Source organism: Motilimonas cestriensis, assembly GCF_021295315.1.
GTDB lineage: Bacteria > Pseudomonadota > Gammaproteobacteria > Enterobacterales > CBDFNC01 > Motilimonas > Motilimonas cestriensis.
Genome location: NZ_JAIMJA010000031.1, coordinates 1 through 17,763, shown reverse-complemented (window position 1 = coordinate 17,763; position 17,763 = coordinate 1). Strand labels below are relative to the sequence as shown.

Here is a 17,763-nt window from a genome sequence, read left to right as displayed (position 1 = left end):
GCCTCACGGCACGCCGCCCATGACTCGGGGTACTGGCGACTTGCTAGGTCTTACCAGTCAGAGGGCTTTCACCTCCACTCTTCTACCGATTTAGCTCGGCGCACTGGGTGTCCCGCTATTCACTGGATGTCCTGTTATTCCGCCAATTCGCGTCACCCACAAACTAAGTAGACCCTTAAACTGTGGGTGACGATGCGAACTTGAGCAGACAAAAAGTAGACCTAAACAACTAAGGCACTGTATTTACTTGATATAAAAAGTGCCTGTCCTCTTAATTTCGCGCACTGGATGTCCCGTTATTTCGTCCTATTATTTGCTGTATTTTCCTTTATTCCCACTTATTATGCTGGCTCCGGGCACGTTTCGGCCAATAAAATACAAACTGCAACTTCTGGGGTCAAAGCGTCACTACAAAACTCGACTTTTTTGTATGGATCTGGCCAAACAAAGCGGAAGTCTCGAACTAACGATATTAATGCATCATCTAACATCCCTCCATTGCTAAGCTTGACAACTATTTTTCCATTCATTTTGAAATCCCAAGACTGTGACGTGTCTATAATCTTCTCAGGATCATTGTCAAGCATCCAGCCATGGCTAAATCGACCAATGCCAACCTTATCAATAGCAATGACATCTGACTGAATATCAAAGTAATTAATTTTAGCTATACACTTACTACCTTTATACAAGCAATAAGAATCTCGAGAATTGGGGTTAATTATATAAAAATTTAACTCAACATCCGACTCAAGGTAGTATTCCCTACTTGATTTTGTCCGCGCTTTACTTTTAAAAAAAAACTTAATGAAATTCACTACTTTCTACCCTCTAAAGTAAAGTAAGGTTTGAAGCCGAAAAGCTCAATTTTGCTGGACACTTTATAATTTACAGCTCCGCTTAACCTGTGATTGTTTGAGTAATCGATTCTTGTCCCCAAGTTAAGCTTACCTTCCATTCTAATTCCTCTTACAGAGAACATATGCTCAATTGATGAAGAGTTTATCTCACCTATTGCATGGAATGTGGGTATGTCACCACTAAATAACGAATTAAAGTTATCCCAACGGTGGTGAAATGCCACATTACTATCAAGCCCTTGGTAACTTCTTTTAGCACTGGGGGGTTTATAAGCATATCCAACCTGATTCGTCCCAACAACACCAGCGTAAAGTTTAAAGTCAACGTCTAGTTTCTTGTTTTCTACACCTATCCCAAAACTTAACCTATTACTCGACTCAAAGAACTCATTCAGCTTATCACCATCTATTGTCTGGGATAGATTATATAACTCATTCGTGATTAACCCAGCGTTTACCAAAGCCATGTTTTTAGATATTGCTCCTGCTACTGGTATCACAACCCTTGTTGCGCCCCACCCAGAAGTGGCATAAAGAAGCCCATCTGAGGTACTCTGAGATGCCTTATAGTGAAAACTACTCTCTCTTACATCAGGGTTAAGGAAGGCGTCCTGCATTTTAGCTTGCTCATATTGCAATGCTTCATATTCATAGTTTCGAGACTGTAACTGCGGCCCCTCTAGCGTAGCATTATACTTATCCCTTGCTATTTCATACGTTTGCCTTTGCTGTTCCGTCATTTTTGCAAAAATCTCTTGATTTCCGCTAGCAAGTGGATTTCTCACCAAATAGTCAACCTCTCTCATTTGGTGCTCTGGTAACCCCCAAATATTATCTTCGGTACAAACACCATCAAAAGGCGAATTTAACATGACATCCGTGCGTTCGATAAAACTCGTGTTTACTTCCAAATTCAACTCATCCATCGCCCTTTGGCCAAAGAAGCGTCTGTTTTCAGCTTCGATTTCTTCTGTTGTCATGTAAGCATATTTGCTCTCTTCCTCCACAGCAGCCGCATCACCTGCGCGATGGCTGCCAACACCTTCGGATTCACTCACCAAATTTCTTGGACCAAGGTAATTCATACGACGACCTTGGGCATCCACCTCACCGGCGCCATCCGATGATACATACCTCGTGCCGCTGCTCGAAGGAGCAATACTTGCCAATAAAATACTCGAATCATCCACCGGGTTTAGCATATCCCAAAGGTAATCATTTACCCCTTGGGCCACCTCATTTACAGAGTCTAACCCTGAATTGGCTAGCTTGCTGCCGATGGCATTGCCAAACGCATCCGCTACAAACCCACCAATATTCTCACCAAACGACTCACCGCGTAATACCGAAGAGGCCGACGCCCCCGCTATGCTACTAAAAGCGTTGCTAACCTCATTGCTTGGCATATTTGCCAGCAAGCCACTGCTCACACCGCCACCGGCAACAGAGGCGGCTAAGTTAGTCCAACTAAACGACATATCCATACCCAGCGCTTTACTGCCCGCATAGCGCGTTGCATAACTTACACTGGCATTTATCATGCCCCGTCCAACCTGTGACGTCGTATCGGCGGCCTTAGCAAGGCCTTTCATCCATGAGGCTTCACTCAGCCCACTCATGACGCCGCCAGCCAATGCACCTAAGCCAACTTGCTTCCAAGAAAAATCGTCGACCACGCCAAACGCTTTGCCAACCAGCTGGGAGGCCGCAGAGGCCGATGCACCAGCCACCGCTCCGGTTGCTGCTGTCGCTGCCATTCCTGTGCCTAACGCGCTGTTCATCATTGGGCCAACTAAAACAGGTGCATAAATCGCCACCACCACGGCCACAACCGCCATCACTATCATCGCTATTGGGTTACAGCTCTTACTCGGTGGCGGCGGCGCCGTTGGGCTGGGGTTGATATCACCCAGAATGTCGCTTTCATTATACGGCTTGAAGCTCTCTGCGCCGTTGTAGCTTTGCGTATGCTGGTTCGGAATAATCAGGGATTTGCCCGGTGTCAGTTCACCCTCTGGCCCCATCGCATTCGCATCCGCTATCAAATACCAGTAACGGCTGTCACCATACACCTTCTGGGAGACGGTCTGCAGGGTGTCGCCCTGACGTACCGTATAGGCGCCAGGCTGGGTGCCCACCTCTGCTGCACTGTCGTCCAGCAAGTCGGCGTCCAGTTTATCCGCGGTCAGGTTGCCCAGTTGATTGCCACCCACTGATAATTGGGCGGTAAGCTGCTCTCCTTCCACGCTCAGTGCAATCTGGCCATGGCGGTCAGTCATCACATGGCGTTCGTTTTCACTCTGGCTACTACTGGTGCGTTGCAAGGCGCCTACCGCGTTGTAATGGTAGGTAGTAGTACTGCGGCCCCAGCCAATACCGGTACTGCTGGCCACCGTCTGCTCGCGTTGATAATTTTCCCAACCAATATAGCGAGTTGCATTGGTATCGGTTCGTCTTTCTTTTAGGTAGTGGGTAGCCTGCGCACTGACCTGACCTGAAAAATGGTAATTAAAGCTAATATCAAAGCGGTCTTCCCCATTTTTATTTACCTGCTGGCGCACCATCTGGCTATCAATATAAGCAAATTGGGTGGTGTCCGTGTCGGTGCTGGCGGTGTTACCAAGAAGCCGGCCATTGCTGTCATACTCGTAGTTGATTGTTTTGCTTACCTGGCGCTGCGCGTGCCCAGTAAGAGTGTTCTCTCGGCTCATGCTGCTAACCACAAAGCTGTCACCAAAGTGATAACTGGCTTGCGGGTCATTGTACTCGCGCACCACCGTGCTATTGAGGTGACCATTACCGTCGTAACCCAGTGTGGTTTGCTGCTTGACCAGTACCTGCTCTAACTCATCTCGCTTCGTGTTAAACCAAGCGAATTCTTGTTGACGCCGCCCCATGATGTCGTAACTGATGACTCGGCTGCCATCGTTACCGCCTCTGATGCTGCCCCCCACCAGTTGACCTTTGCTCACTGTCATCCGGTTGTCTACGTCGTAGTTGTACCAATGCACCTCACTGTTTTGGCTGCCATCCGGTGCCGTGCGCATACTCTCGATGCGGCGGCGGTTGCCCACTTCATCATAACCGTAATGAATGGTGGCTTTCCCCGCACTGTGCTCGCCCCAACGGGCCTCGCTGGTCGTCAAACTGCTCAGGCGCCCGGCAGCATCATAAGTACTGCTGGTATTCAGCACTTTACTGCCGTCAGACGAAACAAGGCTACGGCCAATTTCGCGGCCATTGATGTCGTAACGCAGCTGCTCGGTTTGCTCACCGCTTACCGCCTGTGATTTGAGCAGGCCGTTGGCGTAGTAACTGTATAAGGTTTCATGACCCTCTCCGTGCTGACGCTTAAGCTGGTTGTAACTGTTATACTCAAAGTTCAGCACCAAGCCATTAATCAAGGTCTGGGTTTGCATTCTGCTATACCCATCAAAGGTCGCCGTCTTCACGCCTTGCTCATCCCCCTGGGTATCGAGCCAAGCTTCCCGAGTTCGGTTACCATTGATGTCATAAGCAAACCTCTGGTGTACACCTTGCCCTTTGTTTTCCACAATCTGACCAAAGCGGTCATAGCGAGTTAGGCTGGTATAACCCGTGGCACCATACAGGTCTTCACGGTATCGCTGACCGGCCTGGTCATAGTAGTAGCGTTGGGCCACTTCACTGTAACCCTTAGCGAGGTTGATGCGGGCCCGACTTTCCAACTGACCATTGCCGTTGTAACGCATTTGCTCACCGCGCCCATCTGCTCCTATCACCCCAATCAGGTCGCCACGGGCGTCGTGGTAGTAATGCTTCACGGCGCCACTGGCACTGACGTCTTTCAGTTTTTGACCAGCTGCATCATAGAAGCTGCGGTGCAAACCGCCGTTAGCCATCTTGGTTCCAATATGATTGCCGCTGGCATCATAGAAGAAAGACGATACCTGATAGTAATGGTTAATCGCGGTGCCGTTAGCACTGTATATCGTGGTGGCTGGCCCCGTCTGTTTTATCACGTTGTTATTGCTGTCGTATTTAAAGTAGGTTTCGACGCCGTTGACGGTTTGTTTTTTCGCATTACCCCAGCGATCGTATTCAATGCTGGTTTTTGGCTGGTAGATGGCATTGCCATTCCAGTGTTGATTAAACACCGCGCCCTGCTCGGTTAGCAATCGGCCTAGGTTGTCGTAATCACGCACCGTGGAGCGTTCACCGCCAACGGTTTCTTTTGCGACATGGCCTAAACTGTCGTATTCGTAGGCATAGCTAACTCCCTGCTTCACCGCGCCAGTCACCTGTCCCAGCCCGTTGTAGCTAAAGCGCTCTTGTACCACGCCGTTTTGTAGCTTGCTTTCTACCTCACCAAAGGCGGTGTAAATCGCTTTTTCTTTACGAACCCGCCCTTGGTCACCATAGTGCCAGGTTTCGGTCTGACGCCCGGTCGCATCATACTTATATTGCACCACGCGCTCGTAGTGATAACCCAGCTCACCACTGACGCTTACCTGTTGACGCTCTTCAATTACTCGGTTCATCGCGTCTACCGCAACGGCAGTATAGTGACCTGCTGCGTCACGACGACCAGTTAGGCGCCCTTGCGGATCGTAATATTGGTAAGTGATCCTATCTTCGTTTTGAATGAATACCTGATTGCCATGGGCATCATAGCCATAGTCTGTTTGCACTCTGCTGCTGAGCCTATCGGGCTGCACAATCTTGCGCGCAGAAGGCGAATGCAGCGATGCTGAAGAAACCAGATAATCCCGCTCTTTACCCCAGCTCGTCACCAAACGGCCAAGGGCGTCGTACTCGTTAATCACCGCGTTCGGGTTGTCGCTGTGGCTCGCGTATTGGGCATTACCTTCTTCCGTCACGGTAAAGTAGACGCGACCGGCAAGATCGTAATACATGCTAGACACTAGATCGCCAGTTACGTGCGCCACGGTGTTACCCGTGTGCACAGCATAAGTGACATCATGGCGGGTGATCTGGGTTTGATTGCCCCGATTATCGTAGGCATACGACTCAGTGCGCACCGCTTTATCACCCGCTAACCATGCTCTCACCTCATCGTTTTTCCAGCTGCCACCGTAGCGCTGGCTCGACTCTTTCTTCGATACCCGCTCACCAAAGGCGTTGTAGTCGTAAACAGTCACGTAATTCTCAGCATCACGACTGACCAACAAGCGACCACTGGCGTCGTAGATATTGTTAGACAGTACGGTAACCTTGCTATAGCTAAGGTTGTCAGGATTAATCCCACTCTGATAAGTGCGTGAGCTCAATACGGCTTCCCCAAAGGCGTTGTAGCGCACGTTATCGGTCACCCGCTCAGCCTTAGCATCAACGAAGCTGGCTTGCACGGTTGCGGTGCGCTGCCCCTTCTTGTCATAGCTGTATGCCAGCTCTCGCACATCTCCGCCGCGCAGGATAAAACCTTCCAGTGCATCGAGCTCAAGGGCAGTATTAGCCTTGCGAGCCAAATCAAAAGCATATTCGTAACGCAGCAGTGCAACTTGCTCACCAAAGCGGTTATAACGGTACTCCGTTACATAGCCCAGCTCGTCTACCTCAAAGCGAAGCTGACCTGCTTGATCGTAAACCCGATCACGGCGGCCTCCTTCAGCGTTGTAGTTAACCACCGCCTCATCACGACTGTTGTAAACCACGCGGCTGCCCGCCAACCCCGTTGAACGGGTTTGCTGGCCTGTCACCGTATACTCAAACGTCTTCTGGTCTTCAACCTGAGTGCCCTTAGCGGTGGTAATTGATACCACGTTACCCAGGTTATCGTAGTCGTTAACCGTCTCCATACGGCCATAGCGAGTCTGCATTTCACCTGTTTCGGAGCGCTCACTGTAAGTCACCGCAGCCGACAATGTCTGGGTAAGCTGGCCGCGAGCATCATAGCTGTAATCGGTGTCGTAACTGACCGCATTCATACGCAAGTCTTGCGCAATCTTGGCGGCTGCATCGCCAACGGCTTTCTGGCCTTCACCTACTTTATCACGGGCATCGCGATAATATTCACGGGCCAGATTCAGTTGTTGTGCCACTTCCCCACGTAATTGGTATGCGTCAGCCAAGTCTTGGCGAGCACTGCTAAGGTGCCCATTACTGGCGTTCAAGTCTTTCAGCGAAGTCGCTAACTCAACTTCCGCGATGTCCAATTTACCGCGCGCTTCAATAATTGGCACTCGTGCGTTGGCTTCATCTTTATGCGCAACAACCAGCAGATCTTCAACATCAGCAATTAATGCCGCAACGGTATTCAATGATGTCGTTGCGTTTTCCAACGTTGTCTGAGCGTTATTGAGAGCGTCATTTGCTTTTTCTAACGCTGTAAATGCTGCTGCCAATGCCTGCTCTAGCTGCGTTACTGCAACATTGGCATCTTTAATAGCTTGCTCTGCAACAGTCAGTGCATTATTTGCGTCAATAAGCGCTTGATCAGAGCCTTTTTTATCCTGCAGTAAACGGGCTTTTTCCGATTCAAGTTCAGCGCTGTTGCCACGCACATTTTGGTAGTTTTCAAGGGTACTTATCGACGCCCCCATAAACGGGTCGAGTGCAATCGCGGTGTTACGGGCGCTTATAACGGCATCTATCTGAGACTGTGTATACAGACCAGGATTTTCTTCATCCTGATAGCGATTATCAAGCATGTGGTCCAGCACTAAGCCTAATTGTTTGTATTCATCATCAAACTTTGTTCGCAATTGCTGCAGTTCAGACTTCAAGCTTGAGTTATCGAAGTCAGGGATCGGACTTTGCCCCCCCACGTCATTCAGCTGTGCGATAACAAGCTCAAGATGATGTTTAGCGCTAATGGCATTGTTGCGTCGATTTACTTCAGCATCAACCTCTCCTTGACTAGGAACTGAAGTTTCTTCTGATGCAAATTTTTGCACCATAAGCATATGTTTCACTTCTTTGTCATGCATTTCAATGCGAGCTTGAAAATCCGGTAAAGAATTTTGCACGGTTTGCTGAGCACTTTGTATTTCTGACAGGTTAGGCGAGATATGGCTCAGACGAGTATAAGCGGCTAACATTTTGGCAGCATCGACATAGTGAGCTGCATTCATCAAAAGTCGGAAGCCGTTGGTAAAATTCGCATTCCCGCGTAACGCTCTAACATCGTTTCGCGCGCTTAAGCTTTCCTGTGCGCGAACTCCTAAATCAATATCAATTTGAACGAGGCGAGCGTCGATTGCATTCTTCGCACTTTCAGCCTGCTGCTGAGCAAGCTTGGCGGCAGGTAAACCTTGTTTTGCCTGTGCAGCCGCGCTTAGCGCATCGTTAAGCGCAATGCGTGCGTTACTTTCGTTGATAGCCGCTGTCGATTTATCTTTTGTTGCAGTGTCAATCCTCTCTTGAGCGTCGTTTTTATCCTTAATAAACCCTGACTGTTGACTAACATAATCCTCTTTTGAGCCCTCAAGGCCATTAAGGTGTTGCAACTTCTCTTCGTGTGTTCGTTTATGACCTAGCCATTGCTGCGCCAACTTGTCCATGCGCTCTTGCTGACCGGAAATATCTTCAGCAAGCTCATTAGTGGTTTTCACCAATGTTGCAATCAGCGCTTCTTTTTCAGCAATCACTTGATCATTTTCAGCGTGTTTAGCAATGGCATGGGCAACGATATCATCGCCTTTGCTGCTAAGGTAGCCCCCGAAGTCACGGTACGGGATCAGCAGGCTTTCAAGCTGTTGCTGTTTCGGCGACAGCGAGGCGTTCACCGCTTGGTGAGAAGTGAGGGCATCCTGCAGTCGAAGGCTCAAGGCGTCGACGTTTTGCTGCGCCCGATCGCGGGCAGCAGCGATGGTTGAAGTCTCCTCCTGCGCCGCTAAATAAGCCCCGCGGGTATTGTCGACAGCAGATTCCGCCAGCAACTTGGCCACCTGTGCATCAGCCAATTGCAGCTGCGCCTCGACCAGTTGTGCCGTTTTTTGCGCGTAGTCAGACTCTGCCTCGCTCAACTGCTGAGAGGCCTCGGCCAGCGCGGCAGTACTTTGCGTCAGTTGCACTTCAATCTGTGCTTGTTCAACGTCGTTGCTATGCTGCAGTGCTGCCAGCTTATCATGCAATATAGCTGCGCTTTGCTGCTCAATACGCTGACGTTCAACCGTCGTGGCTTGGTCATCCCGCGCCTGTTGCGCTAGTGACAGTGCCGCTCGAGCCTCATTTAGCGCTTGCTGAGCATCCTCAACTGGGCCAGCAGCCATACGCATCATCATAGGTGAAGCCATCATGCTGGCCATTTTTGGCTGCGGACTTAGCATTGCGCTAAGCCCCGCCAGTGCTTGGTTCAGTCCTTGCTCCGCTACAGCTATGTTACTAAGTGCACGATCACGATCGCTTTCAGCAGCTGCGATCCGCGCGGGGAAACTATTATAGTGAGCAGTCGTTTGCGCCAGTGAGATATCGGCAGTTGTTAAGTCAGTCTCAGCCTGTTCGAATGTTTGCTGCTTACTCGCCTGTACCTTCCGTGTATCATCTTGTGCTTGCTGCGCGCCGCTCTGCAATACGAGGGCGGCATCAAGGGCCTCACTGGCTCGCTGCTGCGCAGTGGTGGCACTGCTCAGCGCCTGTTGTGCCTGTGCCAGCGTCATTGCAGCCGTGTCGAAACGTTTTTGTGAGAAAGCGGCTAGAGCAGTAGCATTATCTACTTCTGACTGTGCGATATTCAGCGCTTCCTGCGCTGCCGAGCGCGGTGCACTTAGACGAATCACTTCCTGCGCCAACTCATCGCGGCGATTCATTGCCCCGTCTACCCCAGATCTGGCTTGCTGCTGCGCAGTGATGGCTTCATTGCGGGCCACCGTCAACTCAAAGATAGCAGAATGGTCACCAGCGTCAGTGGCTGCGGCCAGCGCCGCTTCTACCTCTGTAAGGTGTAGATTAGCCGCATCAACTTCGGCGACGGCTGCGTCACTGTCTACAATGGCCTGCTCATGCGCAATGACCACAGCCATATAGGCATCATCGGTATGATCATAGTCAACGCGTCTGGCATCACGCTCCTGCACCGCCACAGCAATCACCTCAAGGTGCGGTGCTAAAGCATCTGTGGCGCTATGGTGCTCAGCTTCGGCGGTGGCTCGCGCCGTCAGAGCCGCGGCCAGGGTTGCGTCAGTCTCTGATAAATCTGTCTGAGCCTGTGCCGCGCTAGTCTGTGCCTGTGTCAGCTGTTGCTGCGCCAGCATAACGGCATCATCACTGTCTGCCAGTTGTTGCTGCGCCAGTGCCAACGCCGTTGAAGCCTGTAACTGCGCATCCGTTGCATCGACCTGCGCTTGCGCTGCCGTATCACGAGCCGCAGTGAGCAGTTCCAACTTATCAGCCGCGACGCTCAAATCAACAAAGGCTGCACTGAGTTGTGCGTCATGATGGTCAATCGTACTTGTCGCTTCGTTAACAGCCTGTAGCAACTGATGGTATCGCGTATCGGCCTGTGCCAGTGCTGTATCAGCCTGTGCCAAGGCGGTATCAGCCTGTGCCATATCCGTGGCCAGTTGAGCCGCCAAAGTCTGCGCCTGCATCAGCGCCTGCTGATGCTGCTGTTGTTGTTCAGAGGTGTAGACTAAGTGCTGCTGTGCCTCGTTACGTGCCGCCAGTGCGGCTGCATTTGCCGCAGCACTGCTCGCCTGCATAGTTTCATGTTGCTGTTGCACTTTAGCAGCATTGCCAAGCACCAGCTGTGCATCAGTATGTGCTTTACCTGCATGCTGCTGCGCAGCCGTAGCATCTGCATGCTCTTGCAACTTCTGCGCTAGAAACACTTTCTGTTCATCCAACGTCAGCTGCTGGTCAGCAATATTGCCACTCAAGTCACTAAGCACCTGCTTAATCACGCTAATTTCAGCCAGTACTGCTTCAATTTCAGGGTCTCCAAACTGAGCACCGTTAACACCGGCCTGCACCAACTTCCATGCTTCATACCCCACCATGCCACCATAAGGAGCTAACAGGGCTTCCAGTTGTGTTTCCTGTTGAGTAAGAGTATTGAGGGCATCCGCCATGCGGTCACTGGCGTCATCCAGCCTTGCCTCTAAGGTGCTTACACTTTCACGAGCCTGGTTGCGCGTCAACAGGGCGCGAGCTTCAGCGTTTTGCGCTAGCGTCATTGCGCTCTCAGCATTAAGCTGAGTGGCCAGCGCCGAGCTGTGACGCTCCGTAGCCATGCCTACCTCGGAGCTCGCCGCCTCAAGGGCAACAGACGCATCGGTCAGCATTTGCGCAGCATTACTGCGCTGCTGCGTGGCAGTCGCAAGCGCCGAGGTGGCCTGAGCCTTCACGGTGCGGGCGCCATCAAGAATCTCCTCAGCATGTTGGTGTGCTTGGATAGCCTGATTCACTTGCTCGCCAGCGTCCACTTTGGCAGTGTTTTGTGCATCACGCTGTGCGATCATCTGTGCGGTACGGGTTTGAGCATCACTCAACGCTGACTGCGCCGCCTCATAGTGAGTGGTGTAACGGTTTACGTCAACTTGTGCTAAGTGTTGCGCCTGCTGCGTTTGTGATAGCAAGTCGCTCAGCGTTGCCTCCTGCTTAGCTGCGTCCTGCTGTAAGGTACTGGCGATAGCAAGTTCAGTCTCTGCGACGGTTAACAGTTCGCGAGCATCGTGGTCAGCGGTCACGGCTTCGCCATATTGAGCATAGGCTTGCTGAGCTTGCTCGGTTGCTTGCACCTGTGTTTGGGTGGTACCACTGAGTATTTCAGTGGCCTGCGTTTGCTCATCAAGGGCAGCGGTGAGCGTAGCCTGCGCCCATTCAAATTCAGCCCTTGTGTCGGCTGCGCGCGCTACAGCACCGTTGAGCTCGGCCTGCGCCTCTTGGTAGGCTGCCAGCGCTTGCACCTCTGGCGCATGTAAGCGTTGAGCGACTTCTCCCTTTTGATTCAGCTGGACAACTTGGTCAGCTAATTGCGCCGCTGTGGTGTTGCGAGTGTTCATGGCAGCATTTCGAGCTAAAGTCAACTCATGCCATTTCGCTGCCTCGCCACCGGCGATAGCCTTGTCCAGCGCTTCCTGAGCATTGGCCAGAGTCATTTCTGCTGCCGCAGCTTGGCCACGGGCATTCTCTGTTGAAGCGATGGCAGCCTGATATTCGATGTCAGCATCCCTCACAGCCTGTGCGGCGGCTTGCCAACTGGCAAGCGTCTCATCGTTCGCTTGCTGTAACGGAGCCAGCTCTTCAAGATAAGGGGCTAAAGCTGACTCTGTGATACTGAAGGCCTGCTGCGCCTGCGCCAGTGCCGTCTCAGCGGTCGCCTTGCGTTGCTGTGCTTGCGCAAGATCATTGTTTACCTTCACCAGCTGCGTGTCAGCAGCGGTTTTTGCCGAGGTTGCCCGCTCCAGAGTTTGTGCCTGCTGCACAGCCCCTTTCGCGGCCTGCATATCTTCCTGCTGCGCCTGCGTCAGTCGGGCATCTGCGTCATTCAAAGTTGCCTGCGCATTTTTCAATGCATTAGTTAATTCATCGACCTGTACATTTAGCGCATCCAGCCTTACCTGCGCCTCATCAAGTTTTGCTTTTTCAGTATCACTTTCCTGTGCGGCTTCTGCCACGTCTATCTGCGCCTGTGCCAACGCAGCCTGGGTCACCTCCAGCGCAGCACTAATGTCGACAAGTGTCTGTCCGGCTGAATCCGCTGCCACACGACGCTGCACCACATCGGTTTGCGCTGCAACAAGGGCTTCACTTGCCTGCGTAAGGGTATCTTGCGCTTGCTCTTGTGCCAGCGTCGCCTGATTCAGAGCCAGGGAAGCGGCCTGCTTTATCTGTTCGCGCTCAGCCAGAGTGGCCTGACTATCACGCAGTACATCTGCCGCATGTGCCAGCGCCCCATTGGCAGAAGTCAGCGCATCGGCACGCCCAGCACGCTCAATGCCAGCCGCTAAGTAAGCCTTCTGCGTCTGCTTAAGGAAAACTTCCTGCTCAAGCAACTGCGCCTGCTGCCGCTCAATGTCATTACTCAGCTCACCCAGCAAAGTGCGTGATGCGCTAATTTTTGCCATCAGCAGTTCAATTTTAGGGTCTCCAACGGGGGCAGTATTGTCCTCCGCCTGCGCTGCTTTCCAGCTTTCGTAAGCACTTAGACCACCATACGGAGCCACTGCCACTTTAAGTTCATCTTCACGCTCCGCAAGCAGCGCGACCCGCGACGCGAGCTCTGCATTGGTCGCATCAAGCAAGGCACTGATAGTCACCAATGCCTGCTCTGCTTGCACCTTCGCATCGCCTGTGTGCGCAGCGCCAGTGGAGGCCTGCATCAACACCGCGAGTGCATCATCCGATGCCGCCTGCGCCTGATCCAGTTGTTGCTGCGTCTTTGCCACCACATCAGCTTGCGCATCACGCAAACTCAAAGCCTCTTCCTGCTGCGCCGAGCTAGCAGACAACTCGCTGCTAGCCTGAGTCAACGCGACTTGTGCGGCAACTTCCTCTTGTGCTGCAGCAAACTCATCCTGCTGCGTTTGTGTCAGCTGGGTCTGTACCTGTTTCAGGTGCGCCTGCCCCGTGGCAAACTGCGCTTGACGTGTGGCCACGGTTATGGTTTGAGCTTGAATAAGTTGCTGCGTATCCGTGAGCGTTTGCATGACTGTTGTGAGTGCGTCATTAGCAGTCGCTATGTCCTGCTCAGCACGAGTCTGCAGCTGCTTCTGCTCCATCAACGCTGCTTTTACATCATTCAAGGTATCCGCCGTATGAGCCGCTAACTCATTTTTTTGCAGATGTTCCTGCGATGCATGCTCCAGTGCTTCTTTCGCCCCCAACAGTGCCGCTTCGGCTTCATTAAACACCTTCTGCTGGGTGTCTCGCGAGCTCACAGCCTGCATTTGAGCCACACTTGCTTGGTCTCGAACACCCTGGGCCTGTGCCAGCTTCTGGTTTGCCTCTTTCAGAACGACATGCGCTGCATCATAAATATCCTGTGCAGGCTTAGCATCTTGTTGCGCTTGGGCCAGACGAGTATCTGCCGCGGCTAGCTCTTCTTCCGCTGCGGCCTTCGGTAGGCTAAGTCGGAGCATGTCCTGTTCAAGAATATCCCGCTCGTGCAGCGCAGCATCCAACTTACTAGTGGCTAAGTTGTGGGCATCTTCCATCGCATCGCGGTACAAGCTGAGTTCATGCACTTCCGCCTCTGGTCGGCCGGCGGTAGTTGCTTCATCGAGTGCCAGTTGTGCCGCCTGCAGCCGTGCTCCGGTGTCATCAACACGCAGTTGAATCTGTGTCACCACATCCACCGCGGCGAGGTATGCATCATGTGCAGCTAACCAAGCCTGCTTGGCTGCATCGAAACTGGCCTGCGCCTCATCACGTAGCTCCTGTTGCTTCGCGATTTCTGCTAGGTATGGCGCCAGTGCCGCCGAGGTCTCATCAAACGCCAGCTGAGCTAACGCCTGACTATAAGTTGACTCACTCAACGCTGCTGTCGCTGTAGCCAAAGTTGCATCAGCCAAGGTCAGCCCCTGTTGTGCCTGCTTTAGCGCTGTCGTCGCGGTCTTCGTAGCCGCTTCAGTTGACTCTAACTGCTGTTTTGCCCCGCTAAGCGCTACTCCTGCCGCATCAGCGGCTCGCTGCGCGCTAGCGTAAGCCAGCTCCGCCTCCGTGACGCTCTGCGTCAGCGCCGCGACCGATTTCTGCGCTAATTGTAGTCGGCCAGTGGCGTCCACAAGTGCCACTTCATTATCTTGCTTATTTTGCTGCGCCTGCGCTAATGCCTGCTGCGTTTGTACTAAGATTTGTTGTGCCTGCCCCAGTGCATTGTCAGCATCACTCAGGGCAGTAGCCGCCTCATCGTGCGCCTGTGCAGCATACTGGTGCGCCTGCTGCGCCGCTACATGCTTTTGTTGCTGTTGCTGGTAAATGTTGACCGCATCACGCTGGTGTTGTTGCACTTGGGCCAACGCATCAACGGCCTGCTGCCAAACCGAGCTCTTGTCCGCTAGTGCCTGTTGCTCTTCTAGGTGCTCGGCCTGTGCTTGCGCTAATAAGGCTTGCTTATCAGCGGCCACCGTCTGTGCAGATTGTTTCTCCGCCAGTGCCTGTTGATGCAGTGCAATGCTGGTCTGCAGCTTCGTTTCACGCTCGCTCACCTGCTGTTGCTGCAGTCTGATTTGATCGCCCAATTCACTCAGTTGAGCTTTCAGTAAACGGATTTCCGACAGCTTCACCTCGATCACTGGGTCGCCAAATTGGACCTCATAATTTTCCTGCTGCTGCGCCTTCCAGGCTTCGTAGCCACTGATACCGCCGTATTCACTTACCGAGGATACCAGCACCGCTTCTTGCTTCTCCAACGTCTGAGCCTGGTTTTCCAGCGAATCAGTAGTCGTCTGTAATGCAACGTTCAATTCAGCCAGCTCAGCATTAGCATCCGCCAGGTTTTCCGCCGCTAGAGTCTCTGCTTGCTCTGCCTGATGATACGCCGCTGCGACCGTGTCATATCCCGCCTGCGCCATGCTGTGATCAGCATGGGCGTCGGCAGCTGCATACTGAGCCATGCTCAATGCATGTGTTGCCGTGGCCTGTTCTGTATCAGTCTCTGTAACCTGAAGCTGCGCCGCCGCAAGAGCTGCGCCCACATCTGTCACCAGCTGACGGGCCACATTCAACTCGCTAGTAGCCTGCACATATTGCGAATCTGCATCAATTTGCTCTTGCTCCGCCTGAGCCTGCATAGCAGTTAACCGTTCAATGTCCTGCGCTGCACTCACTTGTGCAGCCTGCGCTTGACTAAGTCTCCCGCCCTCATTACCGAGCGTCAACTCAGCAACCTTCCGTTGCTCAGATACATCATCATGGGCCACATAAGCATCATTGAACTCAGCACTTAGCGCAGCATGTGCCTGCGACGCGTGTTGCAGTTCGGCCGTAATCTGCACCAGATTGGCATTAGCGTCGGTCAGCGCTAGCTGCGCCGCATCATCAGCTTGTCTTTTCTGTACAAGTGTATTCGCTGCAGCGGCTTCAGCAGATTCGGTCGTCGCGTGCACGGCCGTTGCATCCCTCAATTCAGACTGCGCTAAGGCCAACGCCGTATCAGCACTTTTGAGAGCCTCGGTTGCGGTATCAAAAACTTGTTGCGCCCCATTGGCCCTTGCAATGGCGGCATCCAGTGCAGCCTGCTCGCGCATCAGTATACCTCGAGCTTCTTCCCGAGGCCCCACCAAACGTTCAGCGGTTACCTGTAATTGCACTTCGTTGGCAAGTGCTTGTTCCAACTGCGCCGCCGTGGTGTTACGGGTGTTAATCGCGGTATCTCGTGCCAACGTCAGGTAACGAATAGTTTCAGCGTCAGCACCTTCGGCCAGTCCTGCCTCCAATGCCGCAATCGCCATCTCATATTCAGTCAATGCAACTTCGGCATTACTTTGCGCTTCCTCTATCAGCGCCAAACCACCTTGATGTTCCTGCTCTGCGATCGCCACAGCGCTAAATGCATGATCAAATACTGCCTGTGCTACATCACGTATGCTACGCAGGCTCACCTGCTCTTCGAGATAAGGGGCCAAAGTCTGTGTCGCTTGCGCCATTGCTTCCGTAGCAACTAGTAATGTAGCCTCGGCGTCCTCCAGTGATCGCGTCGCAGCGACGAGGCGCTCCTGCGCTCCTTTCAAGCTAGCCATTGCTTCATCGTGAGCTTGAGTGGCTGCAGTGAGTGAGGCCTCTGTGAGCGCCGCCGTGTCGCTGGCTTGCGCCTGCTCAGCTTGGGCCTGATTCAGGGCCTGGTCACCTTCACTTAAAGTCCGTGCCGCCGCAGTAAGTAACCTCGTTAAGCGTTCCACTTCCTGCAGAGCATGAGCTTGACGTGCCAGTAAATCGCTTAGCACTACCTCCTCAGCATCAATCACTGCTTGCGCCCGAGCAATTTCTGCAGAGGCCATATCATGATTGCCTTCAGCCGACGCCAGCATTGACTCAATTTGTGCCAGCTGCGTCGCTGCATCCGCCTTTGCGCTCAGTGCACTGGCGTACGCAGCATCTGCCTGTAGCTTAGTGACACCAGCTTGTTGATCTGACTTCTGAGCTGCGCTTAAGGTGTCATACGCCTGCTGACGGGCCGAATTAACTACATTTAGTGCCTGTTGCAACCTATGCTGCTCTGCCGTACGACTGTCCACTCGATTCGCAGCCTGCGCTAACGCTTGCGCAGCACTCGCCATCGCCTCACGACGGCTTTCCCTAAATACCCGCGCTGCTTCCTGTGACTGGTTATATTGTGCCACCACCGCCACTTGGGCAGCTACTGCATGTTGCTGCACTGTTAGCGTCTGATTCAGCGTATCCAAAGTAGCCCGGCTTTCAGCTACATCTTGGAGCGCCGCTTCAACCAGTGGATCGCTAAAACGGGAGTCTAACGCCCGCTCATTAGACTCCGCACTCATCATCGGCGCACCGAACGCTGCTGTACGTGACATACTTGACATGGCAAATAGGCTAGCTTGCCGCATAGCTTCTGGCTCTCTGAGACCCAGTTTTATTTCGTACGATTTTACCTGTTCATCCAGACTTTTTACTTTGTTTTTTAGGGTATTATAACGCTCAAACTCATGATTCACCGTCCCCTGCAAAGAGGTCAATCGTACTAGGGTTTGTCCCAACTCCGTGTCCAGACGGGCACTATTTCCTTCACTATGACCAATACGCTGTTCAAGATCGGCCAACTCGACCAACAAATCATCAACCCGTTTTTGTTGTTCATTGAGCTCACTGAGCTGCTCATTCAGCTCTAGGTTCGCCTCCCCCATGCCCTGTAATGCCGCCGCAAGCTCTACAAATGATTCATACAAGCTCTGCTCTGTCTGCCCAGCTTGCACCTCTTGCAATGCCTTACTCACCGCCTGATTATCAATATACTCACGCTTGCGTACCGTCTGCGATAAGCGGTTATATTGGTACTCCACCA

Annotated in this window: 2 protein-coding genes; both read right to left on the bottom strand. The window is 52.5% G+C overall.

The features are described 5' to 3' along the window. Positions 1-341: 341 nt before the first annotated feature. Positions 342-818: a hypothetical protein gene (locus tag K6Y31_RS19955; RefSeq protein WP_233054794.1), complete on the bottom strand. Its 477-nt coding sequence runs from the start codon at positions 816-818 to the stop codon at positions 342-344. Continuing rightward, entirely contained in the window at positions 818-17,695 is a 16,878-nt protein-coding gene (locus K6Y31_RS19950) for a LysM peptidoglycan-binding domain-containing protein (protein WP_233054793.1), read from the bottom strand. The genes K6Y31_RS19955 and K6Y31_RS19950 overlap by 1 nt, the downstream gene beginning before the upstream one ends. Positions 17,696-17,763: the final 68 nt, after the last annotated feature.